General features: G+C 67.8%; 18 protein-coding genes. 8 read left to right on the top strand and 10 right to left on the bottom strand.

The features are described 5' to 3' along the window. Positions 1-46: 46 nt before the first annotated feature. The 6 genes from gyrB to dnaA form a co-directional block, all read right to left on the bottom strand. On the bottom strand, positions 47-2,020 hold the full coding sequence (gene gyrB, locus JUB10_RS08190; RefSeq protein WP_207455359.1) for a DNA topoisomerase (ATP-hydrolyzing) subunit B: 1,974 nt from the start codon (positions 2,018-2,020) through the stop codon (positions 47-49). Positions 2,021-2,178: 158 nt separating this feature from the next. After that, a complete protein-coding gene (locus JUB10_RS08185) occupies positions 2,179-2,670 on the bottom strand; it encodes a DUF721 domain-containing protein (RefSeq protein WP_207455357.1) in 492 nt (163 codons plus the stop codon). Further along, positions 2,667-3,908, bottom strand: coding sequence for a DNA replication/repair protein RecF (recF, locus tag JUB10_RS08180; protein ID WP_207455356.1), 1,242 nt, complete (start codon positions 3,906-3,908; stop codon positions 2,667-2,669). Before recF ends, JUB10_RS08185 begins: the two co-directional genes overlap by 4 nt. A 14-nt stretch (positions 3,909-3,922) precedes the next feature. Continuing rightward, on the bottom strand, positions 3,923-4,813 hold the full coding sequence (gene gnd / locus JUB10_RS08175; RefSeq protein ID WP_207455355.1) for a phosphogluconate dehydrogenase (NAD(+)-dependent, decarboxylating): 891 nt from the start codon (positions 4,811-4,813) through the stop codon (positions 3,923-3,925). A gap of 50 nt (positions 4,814-4,863) precedes the next feature. Next, positions 4,864-6,009, bottom strand: coding sequence for a DNA polymerase III subunit beta (gene dnaN, locus JUB10_RS08170; RefSeq protein WP_207455353.1), 1,146 nt, complete (start codon positions 6,007-6,009; stop codon positions 4,864-4,866). A gap of 708 nt (positions 6,010-6,717) precedes the next feature. Continuing rightward, the gene (gene dnaA / locus JUB10_RS08165) at positions 6,718-8,154 is read right to left on the bottom strand and encodes a chromosomal replication initiator protein DnaA (RefSeq protein WP_207455351.1); all 1,437 of its coding nucleotides are present in this window, start codon (positions 8,152-8,154) and stop codon (positions 6,718-6,720) included. A gap of 304 nt (positions 8,155-8,458) precedes the next feature. Between dnaA and rpmH the strand changes: the two genes are divergently transcribed. The 8 genes from rpmH (at position 8,459) to JUB10_RS08125 (ending at position 13,358) form a co-directional block, all read left to right on the top strand. Continuing rightward, positions 8,459-8,596, top strand: a complete 138-nt coding sequence (gene rpmH, locus JUB10_RS08160) for a 50S ribosomal protein L34 (protein ID WP_022881903.1) — start codon at positions 8,459-8,461, stop codon at positions 8,594-8,596. 9 nt (positions 8,597-8,605) lie between these two features. Continuing rightward, on the top strand, positions 8,606-8,947 hold the full coding sequence (gene rnpA / locus JUB10_RS08155; RefSeq protein WP_207455349.1) for a ribonuclease P protein component: 342 nt from the start codon (positions 8,606-8,608) through the stop codon (positions 8,945-8,947). Beyond that, positions 8,944-9,267, top strand: coding sequence for a membrane protein insertion efficiency factor YidD (gene yidD, locus JUB10_RS08150; protein ID WP_207455348.1), 324 nt, complete (start codon positions 8,944-8,946; stop codon positions 9,265-9,267). The genes rnpA and yidD overlap by 4 nt, the downstream gene beginning before the upstream one ends. Continuing rightward, entirely contained in the window at positions 9,264-10,241 is a 978-nt protein-coding gene (gene yidC, locus JUB10_RS08145) for a membrane protein insertase YidC (protein WP_207455346.1), read from the top strand. Before yidD ends, yidC begins: the two co-directional genes overlap by 4 nt. Continuing rightward, a complete protein-coding gene (locus JUB10_RS08140; protein ID WP_207455344.1) occupies positions 10,238-10,723 on the top strand; it encodes a Jag family protein in 486 nt (161 codons plus the stop codon). Before yidC ends, JUB10_RS08140 begins: the two co-directional genes overlap by 4 nt. After that, positions 10,720-11,376 (top strand): 16S rRNA (guanine(527)-N(7))-methyltransferase RsmG, encoded by a 657-nt coding sequence (gene rsmG, locus JUB10_RS08135; protein ID WP_207455342.1) that lies wholly within the window; start codon positions 10,720-10,722, stop codon positions 11,374-11,376. The genes JUB10_RS08140 and rsmG overlap by 4 nt, the downstream gene beginning before the upstream one ends. Before the next feature lie 81 nt (positions 11,377-11,457). Continuing rightward, complete coding sequence (locus tag JUB10_RS08130) at positions 11,458-12,354, top strand: ParA family protein (RefSeq protein ID WP_207455340.1); 897 nt, start codon at positions 11,458-11,460, stop codon at positions 12,352-12,354. Further along, positions 12,354-13,358, top strand: a complete 1,005-nt coding sequence (locus tag JUB10_RS08125) for a ParB/RepB/Spo0J family partition protein (RefSeq protein WP_207455338.1) — start codon at positions 12,354-12,356, stop codon at positions 13,356-13,358. Before JUB10_RS08130 ends, JUB10_RS08125 begins: the two co-directional genes overlap by 1 nt. A gap of 1,582 nt (positions 13,359-14,940) precedes the next feature. Here JUB10_RS08125 and JUB10_RS08120 read toward each other — a convergent pair. From JUB10_RS08120 to trxB, 4 genes are all read right to left on the bottom strand, one after another. Beyond that, the gene (locus JUB10_RS08120) at positions 14,941-16,164 is read right to left on the bottom strand and encodes a pyridoxal phosphate-dependent aminotransferase (RefSeq protein ID WP_207455336.1); all 1,224 of its coding nucleotides are present in this window, start codon (positions 16,162-16,164) and stop codon (positions 14,941-14,943) included. 269 nt (positions 16,165-16,433) lie between these two features. Further along, positions 16,434-17,417 (bottom strand): malate dehydrogenase, encoded by a 984-nt coding sequence (locus JUB10_RS08115; protein WP_207455335.1) that lies wholly within the window; start codon positions 17,415-17,417, stop codon positions 16,434-16,436. A gap of 253 nt (positions 17,418-17,670) precedes the next feature. Next, positions 17,671-18,018: a thioredoxin gene (gene trxA / locus JUB10_RS08110; protein WP_207455328.1), complete on the bottom strand. Its 348-nt coding sequence runs from the start codon at positions 18,016-18,018 to the stop codon at positions 17,671-17,673. A 28-nt stretch (positions 18,019-18,046) separates the two neighbouring features. Then, a complete protein-coding gene (gene trxB, locus JUB10_RS08105) occupies positions 18,047-19,015 on the bottom strand; it encodes a thioredoxin-disulfide reductase (protein WP_207455326.1) in 969 nt (322 codons plus the stop codon). Positions 19,016-19,247: the final 232 nt, after the last annotated feature.

The following is a 19,247-nucleotide window of genomic DNA, read 5'->3' as shown; positions in this document are numbered from 1 at the left end:
GGAACGGATGCCGGGCAGGCTCGCGCCTCGAGCGCGAGCGCCTCGGTCAGATGTCGAGGAAGCGGACGTCCTTGGCGTTCTGCTGGATGAAGGTGCGCCGGGACTCGACGTCCTCCCCCATCAGCGTCGCGAAGATCCCGTCGGCGGCCGCGGCGTCCTCCACCGTGACCTGCAGCAGGGTGCGGGTGTCGGGGTTCATCGTGGTCTCCCACAGCTCCTCGGCGTTCATCTCGCCGAGACCCTTGTACCGCTGCACGCCGTTGTCCTTGGGGATCCGCTTGCCGGCGGCGAGGCCGTCGGTCAGCACGGCGTCGCGCTCGCGGTCGCTGTAGACGTACTCGTGCTCCGCGTTCGTCCACTTGATGCGGTACAGCGGCGGCTGCGCGAGGTAGACGTAGCCGTTCTCGATCAGCGGCCGCATGTAGCGGAACACCAGCGTCAGCAGCAGCGTGGTGATGTGCTGCCCGTCGACGTCGGCGTCGGCCATGAGGATGATCTTGTGGTACCTCGCCTTGGCGGGGTCGAAGTCCTCGCCGATGCCGGCACCGAAGGCGGTGATCATCGCCTGGATCTCGGCGTTGGCGAGCGCACGGTCGAGGCGCGCCTTCTCGACGTTGAGGATCTTGCCGCGGAGCGGCAGGATCGCCTGCGTCTCCGGGTTGCGCCCCTGCACCGCGCTCCCGCCGGCCGAGTCGCCCTCGACGAGGAAGATCTCGCTGATCTGGGGGTCGCGGCTCGAGCAGTCGCGCAGCTTGCCCGGCATCCCGCCGGACTCGAGCAGGCCCTTGCGTCGCGTCGACTCGCGCGCCTTGCGGGCGGCGATACGCGCCTGCGAGGCCTGCTGGGCCTTGCGGATGACGTCCTTCGCCTGGTTCGGGTTGCGGTCGAACCAGTCGGCGAGCTCGGTGCCGACGACGCGCTGCACGAACGCCTTCGCCTCGGTGTTGCCGAGCTTCGTCTTCGTCTGGCCCTCGAACTGCGGCTCGCTGAGCTTGACGGAGATGATCGCCGTGAGGCCCTCGCGCACGTCGTCGCCTGTGAGGTTCTCGTCCTTCTCGCGCAGCATGTTCTTCTCGCGCGCGTAGCGGTTGACGAGCGAGGTCAGCGCGGCGCGGAAGCCCTCTTCGTGCGTGCCGCCCTCGTGCGTGTTGATCGTGTTCGCGTAGGTGTAGACGCTCTCGCTGTAGGCGGTCGTCCACTGCATCGCGACCTCGAGGGCGATGTGCCGCTCGGTGTCCTCCGACTCGAACGCGATGATCTCGGGGTGCACGACCTCCACCTTCTTGGCGGAGTTGAGGTACTCGACGTAGTCCTGCAGACCGCGCTCGTAGTGGAAGACGTCGGAGCGGAGGTTGCCCTCCTCGTCGGGCTCGCGCTCGTCGGTGAGCGAGATGCGCAGCCCCTTGTTGAGGAACGCCATCTGCTGGAAGCGCGTGCGGAGCGTCTCGTAGTCGAAGTCGACGGACTCGAAGATGTCGGCACTCGGCCAGAACGTGATGATCGTGCCCGTGTCATCCGCGGTCTCGCCCTTCTCGAGCGGCGCGACGGGCACACCGATCTCGAAGCGCTGGCGCCACACGTGCCCCTGGCGGTGCACCTCGACGGCGAGCTCCTTCGAGAGCGCGTTGACGACGGAGGAGCCGACGCCGTGCAGACCGCCGGAGACGGCGTAGCCGCCGCCGCCGAACTTGCCGCCGGCGTGGAGCACGGTGAGCACGACCTCGACGGTCGAGCGTCCTTCGGTGGGGTGGATGTCGACGGGGATGCCGCGGCCGTTGTCGCGCACGCGCACGCCGCCGTCGGCGAGGACGGTGACCTCGATGTTGTCGCAGTAGCCGGCGAGGGCCTCGTCGACGGAGTTGTCGACGATCTCGTAGACCAGGTGGTGCAGTCCGCGGGGGCCGGTCGAGCCGATGTACATACCGGGGCGCTTGCGCACCGCCTCGAGTCCCTCGAGGATCTGGATCTCGTTCGCGCCGTATTCAGGCGCAGGCGTACCCTGGGCTTCGGACGTTGACATTCGGCTCCTGCCTGATCACTGGGGGAACCGCATGCTCGACGCGCAGGCGTCCAGAGCCGTCCCCACTGCCCTCCCAGTCTATCAAGAGGAGGGACGGCCGAGTCGGATATACGCCCGTCTGAGCGCCTTTCTTCTGCTCGAAGGGCTCTTTTGTCCGCTCAACCGTAGGTATCGCGCGGACCGCGCCCCTGAACCGATCTGGGGCCCTTTTTCCAGGAAGGGGCGTCAGGGCCCAAAAACCGCACCTGCTGGATGCCCGCCGCTGGGAACTCGCGCAGCAGCTGCGTCGTGAGCTTCGTGCGCATCAGCCGCAGCTGCGTCGCCCACGCCGTCGAATCGCAGCGCACCGTGAGCACGCCCTCCTCGATGCCGACGGGCTGGGCGTGCTGAGCGGTCTCCTCCCCCACGATCTGCGGCCAGGACACGAGCAGTTCGGATTTTGCGAGCGGAGAGCTCCATCCGAGCTCCTCCGTCATCGCGGCCATGACGTCGCCGAGCCCGAGCGGATCACGGCCGGAGCCGTACGGCGTGGTCGTCGCGGGCTTCTCCCGGCGCTTGCGATAGGTGGCGGAGCGACCGGCCGCACTGCCGAAGACGGCGCGGAACCGCTCGTACACGCGCCGTGCCTCGGACTCGGGCTGCTCCGTCATCCGTCGCCCTGGTCGTCGGAGGCGGGGGCCGCCTCGGTATCCGAAGCGCCCTCACGGTCGCCGGCCTCGTCGCGTTCGCCCGCCAGCTTCTCGACGACGCGGCCGCGTTCGATCCGCACCGTCGTGCCGGCGAGCTCGCCCGGCACGTCGCCGAGTACCGCCGCGGTGATGAGCACCTGCTCGAAGTCCTGCACGGCGGAGGCGAGCCGGAGCCGCCGGCGCTCGTCGAGCTCGGCGAAGACGTCGTCGAGGATGATGACGGGGTCGCCGAGCGGCGACTCGGCGCGCAGCACCTGCGCCGACGCGAGCTTGAGCGCGAGGGCCATCGACCACGACTCCCCGTGACTCGCGTAGCCCTTCGCCGGCAGCCCGTTGAGGGTGAGCACGAGGTCGTCGCGGTGCGGCCCGACGAGCGTGACGCCGCGATCGAGCTCCGACCGGCGCACCGTGGCGAGCGCCTCGCGGAAGCGGGCCTCGATCGCCGGGGCGTCGAGGCGCACGGATGCCGCGTCGTGCGCGTCCTCGTCGTCGACCGACTTCGACAGCACCGAGAGCGCCGGGGCGAGCGTGGCGGAGTGCTGCTCGCCCGCGACCGCCTCGTACGCCGCGCGCACGTGCGGCCGCAGCTCCTCGATCAGTCCCCATCGCGCGTCGATGATCTCGGTACCGAGCGTCACGAGGCGGTCGTCCCAGATGTCGAGCGTGGAGAGGTTGCCGCCGCGGAGTCCGGAGTTGCGCGCGCTCTTGAGCAGGGTGTTGCGCTGCCGGAGCACCCGCTCGTAGTCGGCGAGCACGCCGGAGAGCCGGGGCGCACGCTGCACGAGCAGCTCGTCGAGGAATCGCCGCCGCCCCGAGGGTTCCCCGCGCACCAGCGCGAGGTCCTCGGGGGCGAACAGCACACTCGACACGTACCGCGGCAGCTCCCGCGGCTTGATCGCCGACCGGTTCACCTGGGCACGGTTCGCCGACGACCGGTTGAGCTGCACCTCGGCGAGGAGCTCGCGATCGCCGTGCCTCAGCCGGGCACGCACGATCGCGGCATCCGTGCCCTGCCGGATCATCGCCTGGTCGCTCGACACCCGGTGCGACCCGAGTGTGGAGAGGTAGCCGATGGACTCGACGAGGTTGGTCTTGCCCTGCCCGTTGCTGCCGACGAACAGGTTCGCCCCCGTCCCGAGATCGATCTCCGCCGTCGTGTAGTTGCGGAAATCGGTGAGGCTCAGGTGGGTGACGCGCAAAGTGAGGGAAAGGGTCAGTCGGTCTTGCGGACGACGGCGTGACCGCCGAACTGGTTGCGCAGCGCCGCGACGGCCTTCATCGCCGGGGAGTCGTCCTGGCGGGAGACGAAGCGGGAGAAGATCGAGGCGCTGATGACCGGCATGGGCACGGCGTTGGCGATGCCCTCCTCGACCGTCCAGCGACCCTCGCCGGAGTCCTGCACGTAGCCCTTGATGTCCTTGAGCTCCGGGTCGGCGTCGAGCGCGAGCACCATGAGCTCGAGCAGCCAGGACCGCACGACGGTGCCGCGCTGCCAGGCCTTGAACGTGCCGGGCACGTCGCTGATCAGGTCGTCGCGCGCGGCGAGCAGCTCGTAGCCCTCGGCGTAGGCCTGCATGAGGCCGTACTCGATGCCGTTGTGCACCATCTTCGCGTAGTGGCCGGCGCCGACCGGGCCGACGTGCACGAAGCTCTCCTCGCGGGGGCCCTCGGGGCGCAGCGCGTCGAAGACGGGCATCGCGCGCTCGATGTCGGCCGCGTCGCCGCCGACCATGAGGCCGTAGCCGTTCTGGTGGCCCCACACGCCGCCGGAGACGCCGGCGTCGACGTAGTGGATGCCCTTGGCCGAGAGCTCCTCGGCGTGCTTGAAGTCCTCCGTGAAGCGCGAGTTGCCACCCTCGATGACGAGGTCGCCCTCGTCGAGCACCTCGGCGAGGTCCTTCACGACGGCGTCGGTGATCTCGCCGGCGGGCACCATGACCCAGACGAGACGCGGGGTGGGCAGGGCCGCGGCGAGGGCGCCGAGGTCGGCGACGTCGGTCACCTCGGGGTTGCGGTCGTACCCGGTGACCTCGATGCCCTTGTCACGCAGGCGGGCACGCATGTTGTTGCCCATCTTGCCGAGACCGATGAGACCGATGTGCATGGGGATGCTCCTTCGATGTACGGATGCCGCGGGTCGCGGCACCACGCGGATCAGCGCAGCAGCAGGTTGGGCTGCAGCAGGTACCGGTAGTCGTCCGAGCCCGCCTGTTCGCGGCTCGTCTGACTGGTGATGAGGACCGGCCCCGGCTTGTTGGGGTTCTCGGTCTTCGTGAACGAGATGCGCACGAACTCCGAGTGCACGGCGCCGAGCCCGTCGAGCAGGAACTGCGGCTTGAGCGAGACGACGGTGTCGCCGCCCGTGAGGATCGCGTCGATCGACTCGGATGCCTGCGCCTGCTCGGATCCGATCGCCTCGAGCGTCAGACCGTCGGAGGTGAAGGTGTAGCGCAGCGCCGCCTCGCGCTCGAGCACGAGCGACACACGGCGGGTGGCCTCGACGAGCTCGGCGGTGTTCATGACCGCGTAGTTGTCGACGTTCTCGGGGAACAGCCGGCGCACGGGCGGGAAGTTGCCCTTGATGAGCAGCGACGTGACGACCTTGTTGTCGGCCTTGAACGCGATGAGCTCACGCTCGTCGGTGTTCGTGATGGCGACGCCGATCTCGCCGCTGTGGCCGAACGTGCGGCCGATCTCGGCTAGCGTGCGGGCCGGGACCAGGGCGGATGCCGCGTCGAGGCCGCTCGTGCCGGAGTCCCACTCGACGGCGCGTACCGCGACGCGGTAGCGGTCGGTGGCGACGAGCGACACGTTGTTGTCGGCGACCTCGAGCTGGACACCCGTGATGACGGGAGTCACGTCGTCGCGCGACGCGGCGACGGCGACCTGCGAGACGGCGTCGGAGAAGTCCTGCGCCTTGACCAGGCCGAGGTTCTCCGGAACCTGGGGCAGGGTCGGGTACTCCTCGACGGGCATGCTCAGCAGGGTGAACGACGCGGAGCCGCAGCTGACGAGGATGCGCGACTCCTCAGTGGAGAAGCGCACCGGGGCGTTCGGCAGCCGGCTGGCGATGTCGGCGAGCAGACGGCCCGAGACGAGCACGCGGCCCTCGTCGTTCACATCCGCCGCGATCGTCGTGCGCGACGAGACCTCGTAGTCGAACGAGGAGAGCACGAGCCCGTCAGGGCCGGCCTCGATCAGCACGCCGCTCAGGATCGGCAGTGTGGTTCGCTGCGGCAGGAGCTTGACGGCGAACGACACGGCCTCGCTGAAGACGTCGCGATTGACTTCGAATCTCACCGGCACCCCTGTGGCTCATGGACAACGCCGGTTAATACTGGCACAGCGCCTCGTCGCGTCCTCCGCGTTGTAGTTCCGAGCACCCGCTCGCGCACGTGAAGCGTCCGGCCCGTGTCATCCGTGCCGCGGGCTCGGCTGCTCACACCCACAGGGTTATCGGACTTGTCATTACATGAAGATCTTCATTAACGGTCTTAACCACTGTGGAGACTGTGAGTAACCCGGCGGATGCCAGTCGGCGAGCGGGAACTACACGCGTGCAAGTTGTTGGCCGGTTGGGAGTCGACGGGTTCTTGTCATTCACACGACTGGGGAGACCGGCGGCGCCTTCCACAGGTTCGAGGCGATAACCCCCAGAGCTGTGGACGTTATCCACGGTTATCCACAGGCTGTCAACACAGTGTGGATGAAGGCGCCCTTGTCTGGGAAAAAGCCGAATCGGCGGGGCGTCCCGCGGAAAGCCGCGGAAGTCATGGCATCGGCAGGGCGCGACTCACAGGCGCACGGCGGCACCTGTGGAGAGCGGTCGACGAATGACAAGAAAGAGAGGCGGGAGGTCGGTCACCGGCCGCCGCCGGCGGCGTGCTCCTCCCAGAAACAGGGCTCGAGCCGACACCGTCGCGACCGGCGAGGGTGTCAAGGCCATGACGACCACTCGCTGCGGGATCGGGGCTCGTTGCCACGACGAGCGCGGGCTGCGCACCGCTCCTACTTGTAGCGGTTGCCCTGCTTGATGCGGTTGGTGAGCTCGGTCACCTGGTTGTAGATCGAGCGGCGCTCCTTCATGAGCTCCGTGATCTTCTTGTTCGCGTACATCACCGTCGTGTGGTCGCGGCCGCCGAACAGCTGACCGATCTTCGGCAGCGACAGGCTCGTCATCTCACGGCACAGATACATGGCGATCTGCCGGGCGGTGGCCACGGCCTGCGAGCGCGACGACCCGTAGAGATCGTCGACCGTGAGCCGGAAGTAGTCGGCGGTGTGATTGATGATGTCGACGGGTGAGATGACGTTGTCGTCGTCGAGCGTGATGACGTCCTTGAGCACCGTCTGCACCAGCTGCATGTCGACGGCCGTGCGGTTGAGGTTCGCGAACGCCGTGACGCGAATGAGCGTGCCCTCGAGCTCCCGGATGTTGGAGGAGATTTTCGACGCCATGAACTCGAGGATGTCGTCGGGCACCTGCAGCCGCTCGCTCTGCGCCTTCTTGCGCAGGATGGCGATGCGGGTCTCGAGGTCGGGCGCCTGGACATCCGTGATGAGGCCCCACTCGAATCGCGACCGCATCCGGTCTTCGAACCCGGTGAGGTGCTTCGGCGGCAGATCGCTCGTGATGACCACCTGCCGGTTGTGGTCGTGCAGGGTGTTGAAGGTGTGGAAGAACGCCTCCTGCGTCTCCGCCTTCCCCTGCAGGAACTGGATGTCGTCGATCAACAGGATGTCGATCTCCCGGTACCGCGACTGGAAGAGGGAGCCGCGGTTGTTGGCGATCGAGTTGATGAAGTCGTTCGTGAACTCCTCCGAGCTCACGTAGCGCACCCGCACGCCCGGGTAGAGGCTCTCCGCGTAGTGACCGATCGCGTGCAACAGGTGCGTCTTGCCGAGCCCGGACTCGCCGTAGACGAAGAGGGGGTTGTACGCCTTGGCCGGCGCCTCGGCGACGGCGACCGCCGCGGCATGGGCGAAGCGGTTGGAGCCGCCGATGACGAAGTTGTCGAAGCTGTACTTCGGGTTCAGCCGGGAGTCGGTGCGCTTGCTCGTCGCGCGGGTGTCCATCACAGGGATGGGCGCGGTGTAGTTCGAGGTGTCCTCGACCACGGGCGTCGGGGTGGCCGGGGTCACGGGGGCCGGCTCGGACAGCCGGTCGGGTTCGACCTCGGGGTTCACCGTGATCGCGAACGTCGAGACGGAGTGGTCGCCGAGCTGCGAGATGGCCTCGAGCATCGGCACGCGGATGCGTTGCTCGAGCATTCCGCGGGTCAGGTCGTTGGGCACCTCGAGGTAGAGGGTGCCGGCCATGATGCCCTTCGGCAGCACGAGGCTGAGGAAGCCGTGCACCTGCGGGGTGACGCGATCGTCGAGCGAGAGTGCGGCTTGGACGGACCTCCAGACCTCCTGGGTCGTGACATCCGCTGAGCTCGTCATCGCTCCCCTGATCGCTCGTCCCGTCGTGAGTTACTCACAGACTTATCCACCGGCTGTTAATGATGCACCAGTGTGCCACGGCGCCGGAGCAGCCCGAGCGCCGGAGAAGCCCCCACTGTAGTGCCGGTCGGCGCGTCATCCGAAGGGTCTTCCACACCGTCGCCATACTGGTCCGTTGCCGTCCACATCGGGGTTTGACCCCAGCGCGCTCGTGGCCTAAGTTAAATCAGTTGAAATCAGCCCTCGCGGCTGTCCTGACTTCGGGCCTTCCGGCCACACCACCTCTTCCAGTGGAGATACGAGCATGAGCAAGCGCACCTTCCAGCCCAACAACCGTCGCCGCGCGAAGGTCCACGGTTTCCGTCTCCGCATGCGCACCCGCGCCGGCCGCGCGATCCTCGCGGCGCGTCGCCGCAAGGGCCGCACGGAGCTCTCCGCCTGATCCAGGCCTGTGCTGGCCAAAGCCAACCGCGTCGTACGCGGGGCGGACTACCGCCTCGTCGTGCGGCGCGGTCGGCGTTATCCGGGCGCGAACACGATCACGCACGTGCTCGCGCGTGACTCCGATGCCGCCCCGCGGTTCGGCTTCATCGTCGCGAAGAACGTCGGGAACGCCGTGGTCCGCAACCGGGTGCGCCGGCGGCTGAAGGCCGCGAGCTGGGAACTGCTCTCCGAAACGCGTCCCGGCACCGACATCGTGGTCCGCGCCCTTCCCGGCGCGGCCTCGGCTTCCTGGGCTAGCCTCCGGGGAGAACTGACGACCGCCATCGAGAGGGGCGCCGCGCTCGCATGACCCGCGTGCTCACGTTCCTCCTCCTACTCCCCCGCAATGCTGCGGTGGTGTTGTTGAAGGCGTATCGCGCGGTCGTCTCCCCGCTGTACGGCGACGTCTGCCGCTACTACCCGTCCTGCTCCAGCTACACATTGCAAGCCATCCAGCGCTTCGGGCTCCTCCGGGGGTCCGTGTACGGCGCTCTCCGCATCGCCCGCTGCCACCCGTGGGCGGCGGGAGGCGTGGACGACATCCCCGAACGGGGTCGTCCGAAGTACGCTCTGACCCCGTTCGGATTCGTCGTGGCCCCCGGCCGAGAGAGAGTCTCCCCCTCGCTATGAACATCATCGACGCCATCCTCTGGCCCATCAAATGGGTCATCGAGGCGATTCTGGTCGGCTGGCACACGCTGCTCACCGCCGTCGGACTCGACCCCGCCGCGGGACTCACGTGGGTGCTCTCGATCGTCGGGCTCGTGCTCGTCGTGCGTGCTGCGCTCATCCCCCTGACCGTCAAGCAGATCAAGAGCCAGCGGCGGATGATGGAGATCGCCCCGCAGCTGAAGAAGATCCAGGACAAGTACAAGGGCAAGACCGACCAGTTCTCGCGCGAGGCGATGCAGCGCGAGACGATGGACATGTACAAGAAGGCGGGCACCAACCCGCTGGCCGGCTGCTTCCCGCTGCTGGTTCAGATCCCGATCTTCTTCGGTCTGTTCTCCGTGCTCAACAACGCCCAGAACGGCACCCGGGGCGTGGGCCTGCTCGACGACCGCCTCGCCGCTCAGTTCGGCAGCGCGTCGATCTTCGATCTCGCGCCGCTGCACGACACCTTCGTCACCGCGTCGACGCCGCTCGTGCAGATCATCGCGGTCTCGATGGTCGTGCTCATGACCGCCTCGCAGTTCATCACGCAGCTGCAGATCATGTCGAAGAACCAGTCGGCCGAGATGAAGGCCAGCCCGATGTACCGGCAGCAGAAGGTGCTGCTGTACCTGCTGCCGCTGGTCTTCGCGTTCTCCGGTTTCACGTTCCCGCTCGGCGTGATGTTCTACTGGCTCGTCTCGAACTTCTGGACGATGGGGCAGCAGTTCATCGTCATCCGGAACATGCCGACGCCGGGTTCGGAGGCCGCCCTCGCCAAGGAGGCGCGCGACGCCAAGAAGGCGCAGCGTCGTGCGAAGCGCCGCGGCGGCAGCGTCGCCGACGAGGACGAGGCCGACGAGGAGCACGCGGTCGCAGCGAAGCCCGTGACCACGCAGCGTCAGCAGCCCGTCGGTAAGAACCGTGCGAAGAAGCAGGGAGCGAAGAAGTGACCCACGTCGACGAGACCGGAGCCGGCACCGACCTCGACCGCGAGGCGGATGTCGCAGCGGACTACATCGAGGAGCTCCTCGACATCGCCGACCTCGATGGCGACATCGACATCGACACCCGCGGTGGGCGTGCCTACCTGTCGGTGACGGCGTCGGAGGGCAGCAACCTCTCGATCCTGGCGACCCCCGACTCGGTGGCCGCGCTGCAGGAGCTCGCCCGCATCGCGGTGCAGACGAAGACCGGGCAGTTCTCGCGCCTCATCCTCGACATCGCCGGCTCGCGCGACGCGCGCCGTGGCGAGCTGTCGAAGCTCGTGGAGAAGGCGATCGAGCGGCTCGAGGAGGGCGCGGCGTCCGCCTCGCTCCCGCCCATGTCGTCCTACGAGCGCAAGCTCGTCCACGACATCGTGGCCGAGCGCGGCTACCGGTCGGAGTCCGAGGGCGAAGGCCGCGACCGGCACACGGTCATCACCCCGGCGTGACGGACGTCGAACCCCCGGTCGTCGAGGCCGAGCCGGCGGCCGCCGCCGAGCTCTTCGGAACCCGGATCGACCTCGCCCGCCGCTTCACCGCCGCCCTGGCGGAGCACGGCGAGGAGCGCGGACTGATCGGTCCGCTCGAGCTTCCGCGCCTGTGGACGCGACACGTGCTGAACTGCGCGCTGATGGCACCGCTGCTCCGACCGGGGCGGGTCGCCGACATCGGCAGTGGCGCCGGTCTCCCCGGCCTCGTGCTCGCCATCGCACGCCCGGATGTCACGATGGTGCTCGTCGAGCCGATGGAGCGCCGTATCGAGTGGCTGCAGGAGCAGACATCCGAGTTGGGTCTCGACAACGTCGAGATCGTCCGCGCCCGCGCAGAGGAGATCCCGTTCGGCAACCCCTTCGACCAGGTGACCGCTCGAGCCGTCAGTGCACTCTCGAAGCTCATTCCGATGACAGCTCGGCTGGTGCGGCAGGGCGGCGAGCTCGTCTTCCTCAAGGGTGCGAGCGTGGAGAAGGAGATCGAGGCGGCCGCGAAAGCGATCCGCAAGGCGGACCTGCACGACATCGAAGTCCTGGAGCTCGGCACGGGTGTGCTTCCCGAGGTGACGAGGGTGTTCAGGGCTAAAGTTGGAACGCGTCCGACGGACTGACGGGTCCGCTCCCCCCGGTCCCGGCGTGAGCGTCGCGACAGACGTTTCACGTGAAACAACAGCGAGAAAGACACCCGCGACTTGGCTTCTTCGACCGATTTCGACGACAGCACTCCGCTCGCGCGGGAGATCGCTGACCTGACGCGTCGGCGGAACGCCCTGGCGATCAGCACCTTCCCCGTGCCGGAGAAACCCCGCGTCTTCACCGTCGCGAACCAGAAGGGCGGCGTGGGCAAGACCACCACCGCCGTCAACCTGGCCGCCGCCCTCGCGCGCAACGGCGCCCGCGTGCTCGTGATCGACCTGGACCCGCAGGGCAACGCCTCCACCGCGCTCGGTGCAGAGCGCCACCAGGACACCAAAAGCATCTACGACGTGCTCATCAACGACATGCCGCTCGCCGATGTCGTGCAGCAGAGCCCGGAGTTCCCGCAGCTCTTCTGCGCTCCGGCGACCATCCACCTGGCCGGCGCGGAGATCGAGCTCGTGTCGACGGTCGCGCGCGAGCAAAGGCTCCGGACCGCGCTCGACGACTTTCTCACTGCCTCCGCGGACGACCCGTTCCACTACGTCTTCATCGACTGCCCGCCCTCGCTCGGGCTCCTCACGATCAACGCCTTCGTCGCGGCGCGCGAGGTGCTCATCCCGATCCAGTGCGAGTACTACGCGCTCGAGGGACTGAGCCAGCTGCTCTCCAACATCGAGCTGATCGAACGGCACCTCAACCCCGAGCTGCGGGTGTCGACGATCCTGCTCACGATGTACGACGTGCGCACCAACCTCTCCAATCAGGTCGTGCAGGAGGTGCGCGAGCACTTCCCCGAGCAGGTGCTGCAGGCGTTGATTCCCCGGTCGGTACGCATCTCGGAGGCACCGAGTTACGGGCAGACGGTGATCACGTACGACACCAACTCCCCCGGATCCCTGTCCTATCTCGAGGCGGCGAAGGAGATCGCCGCAAGAGGAGTGAAAGCCTGATGGCAAAGCGCACCGGTCTGGGCAGGGGCATCGGAGCCCTCATCCCCTCCCCCGAGGACACCACCGCTCACCGTCCCGTCGACGTGTTCTTCCCCTCGAACGGGTCGACCGCGGCGACGGCAATCGTGGAAGCGCCGGCTGCCTCGTCGGCTTCTCCCGAGCAGGGCCCGGATGACTCCGAACTCGTCGCCGTGCCCGGCGCGCGCCTCGCGAGCATCTCTCCCCACGAGGTCGTACCGAACGCGAACCAGCCCCGCAAGGAGTTCCGCGAGGAGGAGCTCAACGAACTCATCGTCTCCATCCGCGAAATCGGCGTGCTCCAGCCCATCGTCGTGCGCCCCATCAAGGGTGCCAAGGCGGATGGCGCGAAGTACGAGCTCGTCATGGGCGAACGCCGTCTGCGCGCCAGCAAGGCTGTCGGCTTGGAGCGCATCCCCGCGGTGATCCGTGAGACGGACGACGACGCGATGCTGCGCGACGCCCTCCTCGAGAATCTGCACCGCGCCGAGCTCAACCCCCTCGAGGAAGCGAGCGCCTACCAGCAGCTCCTGGCCGATTTCGGCATCACCCAGGAGGAGCTGGCGATGCGCATCGGGCGATCGCGTCCGCAGATCACCAACACGATCCGTCTGCTCCGACTCCCCCCGTCGGTCCAGTCTCGTGTCGCCGCCGGCGTGCTGACCGCCGGCCACGCTCGCGCCATCCTCGCCGTGCCCGATACCGAGGCGATGGAGAAGCTGGCCGACAAGATCGTCAACGAAGACCTCTCGGTCCGCGCCGCCGAGGCTGCCGCTGGCCAGTTGTCGACCGGGCCCAAGCGCAAGGCCGCCGCCGGCCGCAAGCAGGGCCAACTCGACGAGATCGCCGACCGGCTGGGCGACCGCCTGAACACCCGGGTGAAGGTCAACCTCGGTGTGAAGAAGGGCACGATCGTCATCGACTTCGCGACGGTCGGCGACCTCAACCGTATTCTCGGGGAGCTCGGCGAGCCGGGCTTCGGTTGAACAACCAGAGATAGCTGGCGCGCGCGTTCCATCGGTTCAGGCCGGGCGGCGTTAGTCGTCGACCTGCCGCTGGACGCCGGCTCTACCGTGCCAGTGTGGACGTTGGGTCGACTCAGCGGCTGAGTTCCTGTGCATCGAAGTTGGAGTCATTGCGCTCTGTCGAGCTGCACCACCCGGCTCAGCGCGTGGTGCGGTGGGGAGATTGCGTACCGACCTCGGTCCGACATTTTTCCGCTGCCGCCGTTCGTGTGACTGACCACCGCTGCTCCGTCGCGCCTTCGACGTTTCACGTGAAACGATGAGTTCGGACAGGCGTCCGGGGAGGTCGGGCGCTCATCGCGCCGCGTATCAGAGGAGCCGCCACTCCCCCGGGTGAATCGATTGGCGGCCGCGGCCGCGGCCGTTGCCGATGAGACGGCAATGCGCCAATCAGGTTTACGGGCCAGGAAGCCGCGCTACCGCCCGATCCGAACACGACCGGATGGGACGACCCACCGATCGAGGAACCCGCGACTCGGGGTTGTCGAGCCCGCTTTGAGCGTTCACGCGATCTGGCTAGGTGGCGCGGGTTGGCGGAAGGCGGGCAGAAGGTCCAAGGCTGAACGGAGTGGAAGCAGCGGCAACCGGCCCCCGACGTCGGTCGACCCGCCGGGCGGCGCGGGTACAGCGGGGCGATGCGCTGGTCGGAGCCGCGAAGGGGCAATTGCGACGTGGCGAATGTGAGGAGGCCGGCCAGCGCCGAAGGTGTGACGCCGCGCACCTCGCTGACGGATCGCTTCGCGTGCAAGCCCCGCCAGCGGTTCAGGTCCGGCAGGGACCGAAACTGGGACTTTCGCACGGCGTCCCGACTCAGCGAGGCTCGTACGCGGAGTCGGCTCGTTCACTGCTGTTTCACGTGAAACACCGGTCACCACCGTCCGCCCTCTCCAAGAGGCGGTTCATGCCTGCGAGAACGGCACTACTGACGCCCGCGCTATGCCGACAGACCTGAACGGACGGAGGGCCGCACGTCCAAAGAACGACTATTTCTCAGGCGAGCTCGTCCGGCCATACACCTCGGGCTCTCCCGTCGCGTCGCTTCCCATCGCATCGCGCCTCTAGCCCCCGGGTGACGTCCTGTCGCCTAGGGCGGACGATCAGCAAGACGCAGACGGAGCCACGGCACCTCGACCGGAGGTCCAACAAGGCAGCCGCGGCGGTAGAGGCGTTCCCAGCCCATCGCCGGAGGACGGGCTTGCGGGGCGAGAGCCCGCGGTCATCCGTTCCGCGCGAGGTTCAGCAGGTCCCCCGCAGCGTCCGACGGCTGGCTCTAGGTCAGATGTGCTCGCGGGTCAGCGGCGCTCGCGAGTGCTCGATCACGGCGCGTTCGCAAGGATCAGCGGCACGCCGTCACGAGGGGTACTCACGCTCGCGCTGACCAGCGCCGGGCGCGTGCGAGCCGATTAACGGAAGCGCGGATTTGGGGGGCATGCGCTCCAAGCCGTGTCACGCCCGCGCCGATCAGCGGCGGGTGCTCATCAACCGAATGCTGCTCGCGCCCACCAATGGCGCGCGCGACTTGTCGGTTGTTTCACGTGAAACATCACTGCTTGTAGGACGACAGGAAGTTGCCGAGCCGTTCGATCGCCTCGCGCAGCACCCGGGCCTCGGGAAGCGTGACGATACGCAGGTGGTCAGGAGTCGGCCAGTTGAAGCCAGTCCCCTGCACCAGCAGGATGTGCTCCTGAACGAGCAGGTCGTAGATCAGCTTCGCGTCGTCGTGGATCTCGTAGACGTTGGGATCCAGGCGCGGGAACGCGTAGAGGGCGCCCCGCGGCGTGACGCAGCTGACGCCGGAGATGGTGTTGAGCGTCTCGACGGCCGTGTTCCGCTGCTCGAGCAGGCGTCCGCCGGGCGCGATGAGGGCGTCGATGCTCTGCACTCCCCCGAGTGCCGCCTGCACCGCGTATTGGCCGGGCCCGGGGCAGAGCCGCGTCGACGCCAGCAGGTTGATCCCCTCAATGAAACCTTCGGCGTGCTGGCGGGGTCCGGTGACCACGAGCCACCCGGAGCGGTAGCCGGCGACGCGGTAGGTCTTCGACAGGCCGTTGAAGGTGAGGCACAGCAGGTCCGGCGCGAGCGATGCGAGCGGAATGTGCTCGGCGCCGTCGAACAGGATGCGGTCGTAGATCTCGTCGGCGAGCAGCAGCAGGCTGTGTCGCCTGGCGATGTCGACAATCCCCTCGAGTACCTCACGGCTGTAGACGGCGCCCGTGGGGTTGTTCGGGTTGATCACGACGATTGCCTTGGTGCGCTCGGTGATCTTGGACTCGATGTCTTCGAGATCGGGCTGCCAGCCGTTGTCGGGGTCGCACCGGTAGTGCATGGGCGTGCCGTCGGAGAGGCTCGTCATCGCGGTCCACAGCGGATAGTCCGGAGCGGGGATGAGCACCTCGTCGCCCTCGTCGAGGAGGGCCTGCATCACCATCGTGATGAGCTCGGAGACGCCGTTCCCCAGATACACGTCGTTCGGATCGAACCGCGGGAAGTCAGGGATGGTCTCGTACCGCGTCACGACGGCCCGCCGCGCGGAGAGGATGCCTCGGGACTCGGAATAGCCATGGGCCTTCGGGATCGCCTCGATCATGTCGCGCACGATCTGATACGGCGCCTCGAACCCGAACGCGGCCGGGTTGCCGGTGTGGAGCTTCAGGATCGTGTGACCCTCGGACTCGAGCTGCGCGGCGGCGACGCCGGCCTTGCCGCGGATCTCGTAGAGGACGTCCTTGAGCTTGGATGACTGGTCGAGCGAACGAAGCGGCGGCACGAATAAACCCTACTTCCGCCTCAGGGCTCCCCCGCTTAGACCGGGGATGCCACCGCCGAGGTGCTGGCCTGGGTGCCCGCGGGCGATGTTTCACGTGAAACAGGAGCAGGCGACGAAGCAGCGCCGTTCGGCGCGAGTGAACCGCACCTCCACTGTCGACGTGGCACGACAGAACGGGCGTACACCTGCCGGCGTCAGTCCTTGCCACCACGGGGCGCGTTGAGAGGGAGCGCCGCCGAGGTGCTTCGCCGGCGGCGAGCGACCACCCCCTAGAGCAGGCCCAGCGCCTCTACTGCATCGCGCTCGTCGACGAGTTCATCGAGCGACGCACGATGGCGCCGTCTCGACGCCTCGTCGAGCTCGAGCCCGTCCACGATGCGCCACTCCCTCGCCTCGGCGACGACCGGGTACGACGAGATGAGCCCTGCCGGTACGCCGTACTCGCCGTTCGACCAGACGCCTGCCGACGTCCAGTCCCCCTCGGCGGTGCCGGTGTGCCAGTCGCGCATGTGGTCGATCGCGGCACTGGCCGCAGATGCGGCCGACGAGGAGCCGCGGGCGTCGATGATCGCGGCCCCGCGCTTCGCGACCGTCGGGATGAACGTGTCGACGAGCCACGGCTGGTCCGCGACGACGGTCGTAGCTGGAACTCCGCGGACGAGCGCGTGCGTGACATCCGGGAACTGCGTCGCGGAGTGGTTGCCCCAGATCGCGACACGGGTGATCTCGCTCACGCTGCTGCCCGTCTTCCTCGCGAGCTGCGCGACGGCGCGGTTGTGATCGAGCCGCGTCATCGCGGTGAATCGCGACTTCGGGATGTCGGGAGCGTGCGCCGCTGCAATCAGGGCGTTCGTGTTCGCCGGGTTGCCGACGACCAGCACGCGGACGTCATCGGCCGCCGTCTCGTTGAGGGCGCGACCCTGCGGCGCGAAGATCCCGCCGTTGGCCTCGAGCAGATCGCGACGCTCCATTCCCGCCGCTCGCGGGCGCGACCCGACGAGGAGGGCGACCGAGGCGGCGTCGAAGGCGGCGCGAGCATCGTCGGTGATGTCGACGCCGGCGAGCAAGGGGAATGCGCAGTCGTCGAGCTCCATCGCCACCCCCTCGGCCGCTCGGATGGCTTGCGGGATCTCGAGAAGCCTCAGCCGCACCGGCCGGTCACCGAGCATTGCGCCGGAGGCGATTCGGAAGAGGAGCGCGTATCCGATCTGTCCGGCGGCGCCGGTGACCGTGACGGTGACGGGAGTGGTCATCTCACCAGCGTGGCCCGAAGCCGGCGCCCGGACCAGGCCGGAAACGGGCTGCTCGGGTGGACCCCAGGTAGGGAGAACTCGGTCCGTCCTCACAGTGGCGGAGGAACGCGCTTCAAAGCGGATGGGTCAAGGCCCAGCGCTAGAAACACACTAGCCCTCCCGCGAATTCCCGCGGGTCTTCAAGGGTGGAGCCGAAGCAGAGAAAGACGAAGGGGCCCGCCCTTTCGGACAAGCCCCTTCGTGTGAGGTGGAACTACAGGCTGCTGGCGTCGCTCGGCACGAGGTACTCGGCCAGGTCCGACTCGAGCACCGGCTTCGGCTTGGCGCCGATGACGCTCTTCACGACCTCGCCGCCCTTGAACACCTTCATCGCGGGGATCGAGGTGATCTGGTACTTCATCGCGAGCTGCGGGTTGTCGTCGACGTTGACCTTGACGAGGGTCAGCGCGTCTGCGTTCTCCGCGGCGATCTGGTCGAGGATCGGCGAGACCGCACGACACGGACCGCACCACTCGGCCCAGAAGTCGACGAGCACGGGCTTATCGGACTTCAGGACCTCCTGCTCGAAGGTCGCCTCGGTCACATCCTTGGCAGCGGACATATCTGTTCCTTCCGATTGGATTCTTTGATCAGGCGATCGCGGCGGCCGTGTCGGCCGGCGCGCTCAGCGCGGTCTCGGGCAGCGACGCGAGGTAGTGCTCGGCGTCGAGCGCGGCGACGGTTCCGGATGCCGCGGCGGTGACCGCCTGGCGGTAGTGCGGATCGATCACGTCACCGGCGGCGAAGACACCGGGGATGTTGGTGCGCGAGCTGCGACCGTCGACGGCGATGGTGCCCTCGGCGGTCAGGTCGAGCTGGCCGTGCACGAGGTGCGTGCGGGGGTCGTTGCCGATCGCGATGAAGAGGCCGTCGAGGTCCATGATCGTCTCGGTGCCGTCGACGGTGTCGAGCAGACCGACGCCCTTGACCTGGGTGTCGCCGTAGATGTGGCGCACTTCCTTGTTCCAGACGAACTCGATCTTGTCGTTGGCGAACGCACGGTCCTGCATGATCTTCGAGGCGCGCAGCTTGTCGCGACGGTGGATCACGTACACCTTGTCGGCGAAGCGGGTGAGGAAGGTGGCCTCCTCCATCGCGGAATCGCCGCCGCCGACGACCGCGATGGTCTTCTGGCGGAAGAAGAAGCCGTCGCAGGTGGCGCACCACGAGACGCCCATGCCCGAGAGGCGGTCCTCGTCGGGGATGCCGATGCGGCGGTACGCCGAGCCGGTGGCGAAAATGACCGTGAGGGCCTCCTCCACGTCGCCGTTACCGAGGGTGACGCGCTTGACCGGGCCCTTGAGGTCGAGTTCCACGACGTCGTCGAGCACGACCTCCGCGCCGAACTTCTCGGCTTGCTCCTGCATGGCGGTCATGAGGTCGGGGCCCTGGATGCCCTCGGGGAAGCCCGGGAAGTTCTCCACCTCGGTGGTCTTCATGAGCTCGCCGCCGGCCTCGACCGAGCTGGCGATCACGAGCGGCTTGAGGTTGGCCCTCGCCGCGTAGATCGCGGCGGTGTAGCCCGCCGGTCCGGATCCGATGATGATCACCTGGCGCACGATGCTCGATCTCCTTGTTTCGTGGGATTGCCGGTACAGGGTCTCATGACCCTTGCGGCTCTCGATGCCCTCAACACGGTGCGGGGTCAGCCTATTCCTGGGGTTCCGGCAGCGTGGTCAGTCGAATCCCAGGTCGACGGATGCCGCGGGCAACAGCTCCGCCGTTGTCCGACGAGCCCGAAACGGAGGGACGACCGACGAGTGCGCGACGAACACGAGGTACAGCAGACCG

The organism is Desertivibrio insolitus (assembly GCF_017355965.1).
Taxonomy (GTDB): Bacteria; Actinomycetota; Actinomycetes; order Actinomycetales; family Microbacteriaceae; genus JAFIQW01.
Note: the sequence above shows the minus strand (reverse complement) of the source record. Positions and strands in the feature narration are given on the sequence as shown.

Excerpts from the sequence above, each read along its gene's own strand:
- gyrB (WP_207455359.1), bottom strand. The coding sequence starts at position 2,020 with ATGTCAACGTCCGAAGCCCAGGGTACGCCTGCGCCTGAATACGGCGCG.
- JUB10_RS08185 (WP_207455357.1), bottom strand. The coding sequence starts at position 2,670 with ATGACGGAGCAGCCCGAGTCCGAGGCACGGCGCGTGTACGAGCGGTTC.
- gnd (WP_207455355.1), bottom strand. The coding sequence starts at position 4,813 with ATGCACATCGGTCTCATCGGTCTCGGCAAGATGGGCAACAACATGCGT.
- dnaA (WP_207455351.1), bottom strand. The coding sequence starts at position 8,154 with ATGACGAGCTCAGCGGATGTCACGACCCAGGAGGTCTGGAGGTCCGTC.
- rpmH (WP_022881903.1), top strand. The coding sequence starts at position 8,459 with ATGAGCAAGCGCACCTTCCAGCCCAACAACCGTCGCCGCGCGAAGGTC.
- yidD (WP_207455348.1), top strand. The coding sequence starts at position 8,944 with ATGACCCGCGTGCTCACGTTCCTCCTCCTACTCCCCCGCAATGCTGCG.
- yidC (WP_207455346.1), top strand. The coding sequence starts at position 9,264 with ATGAACATCATCGACGCCATCCTCTGGCCCATCAAATGGGTCATCGAG.
- JUB10_RS08125 (WP_207455338.1), top strand. The coding sequence starts at position 12,354 with ATGGCAAAGCGCACCGGTCTGGGCAGGGGCATCGGAGCCCTCATCCCC.
- JUB10_RS08115 (WP_207455335.1), bottom strand. The coding sequence starts at position 17,417 with ATGACCACTCCCGTCACCGTCACGGTCACCGGCGCCGCCGGACAGATC.
- trxA (WP_207455328.1), bottom strand. The coding sequence starts at position 18,018 with ATGTCCGCTGCCAAGGATGTGACCGAGGCGACCTTCGAGCAGGAGGTC.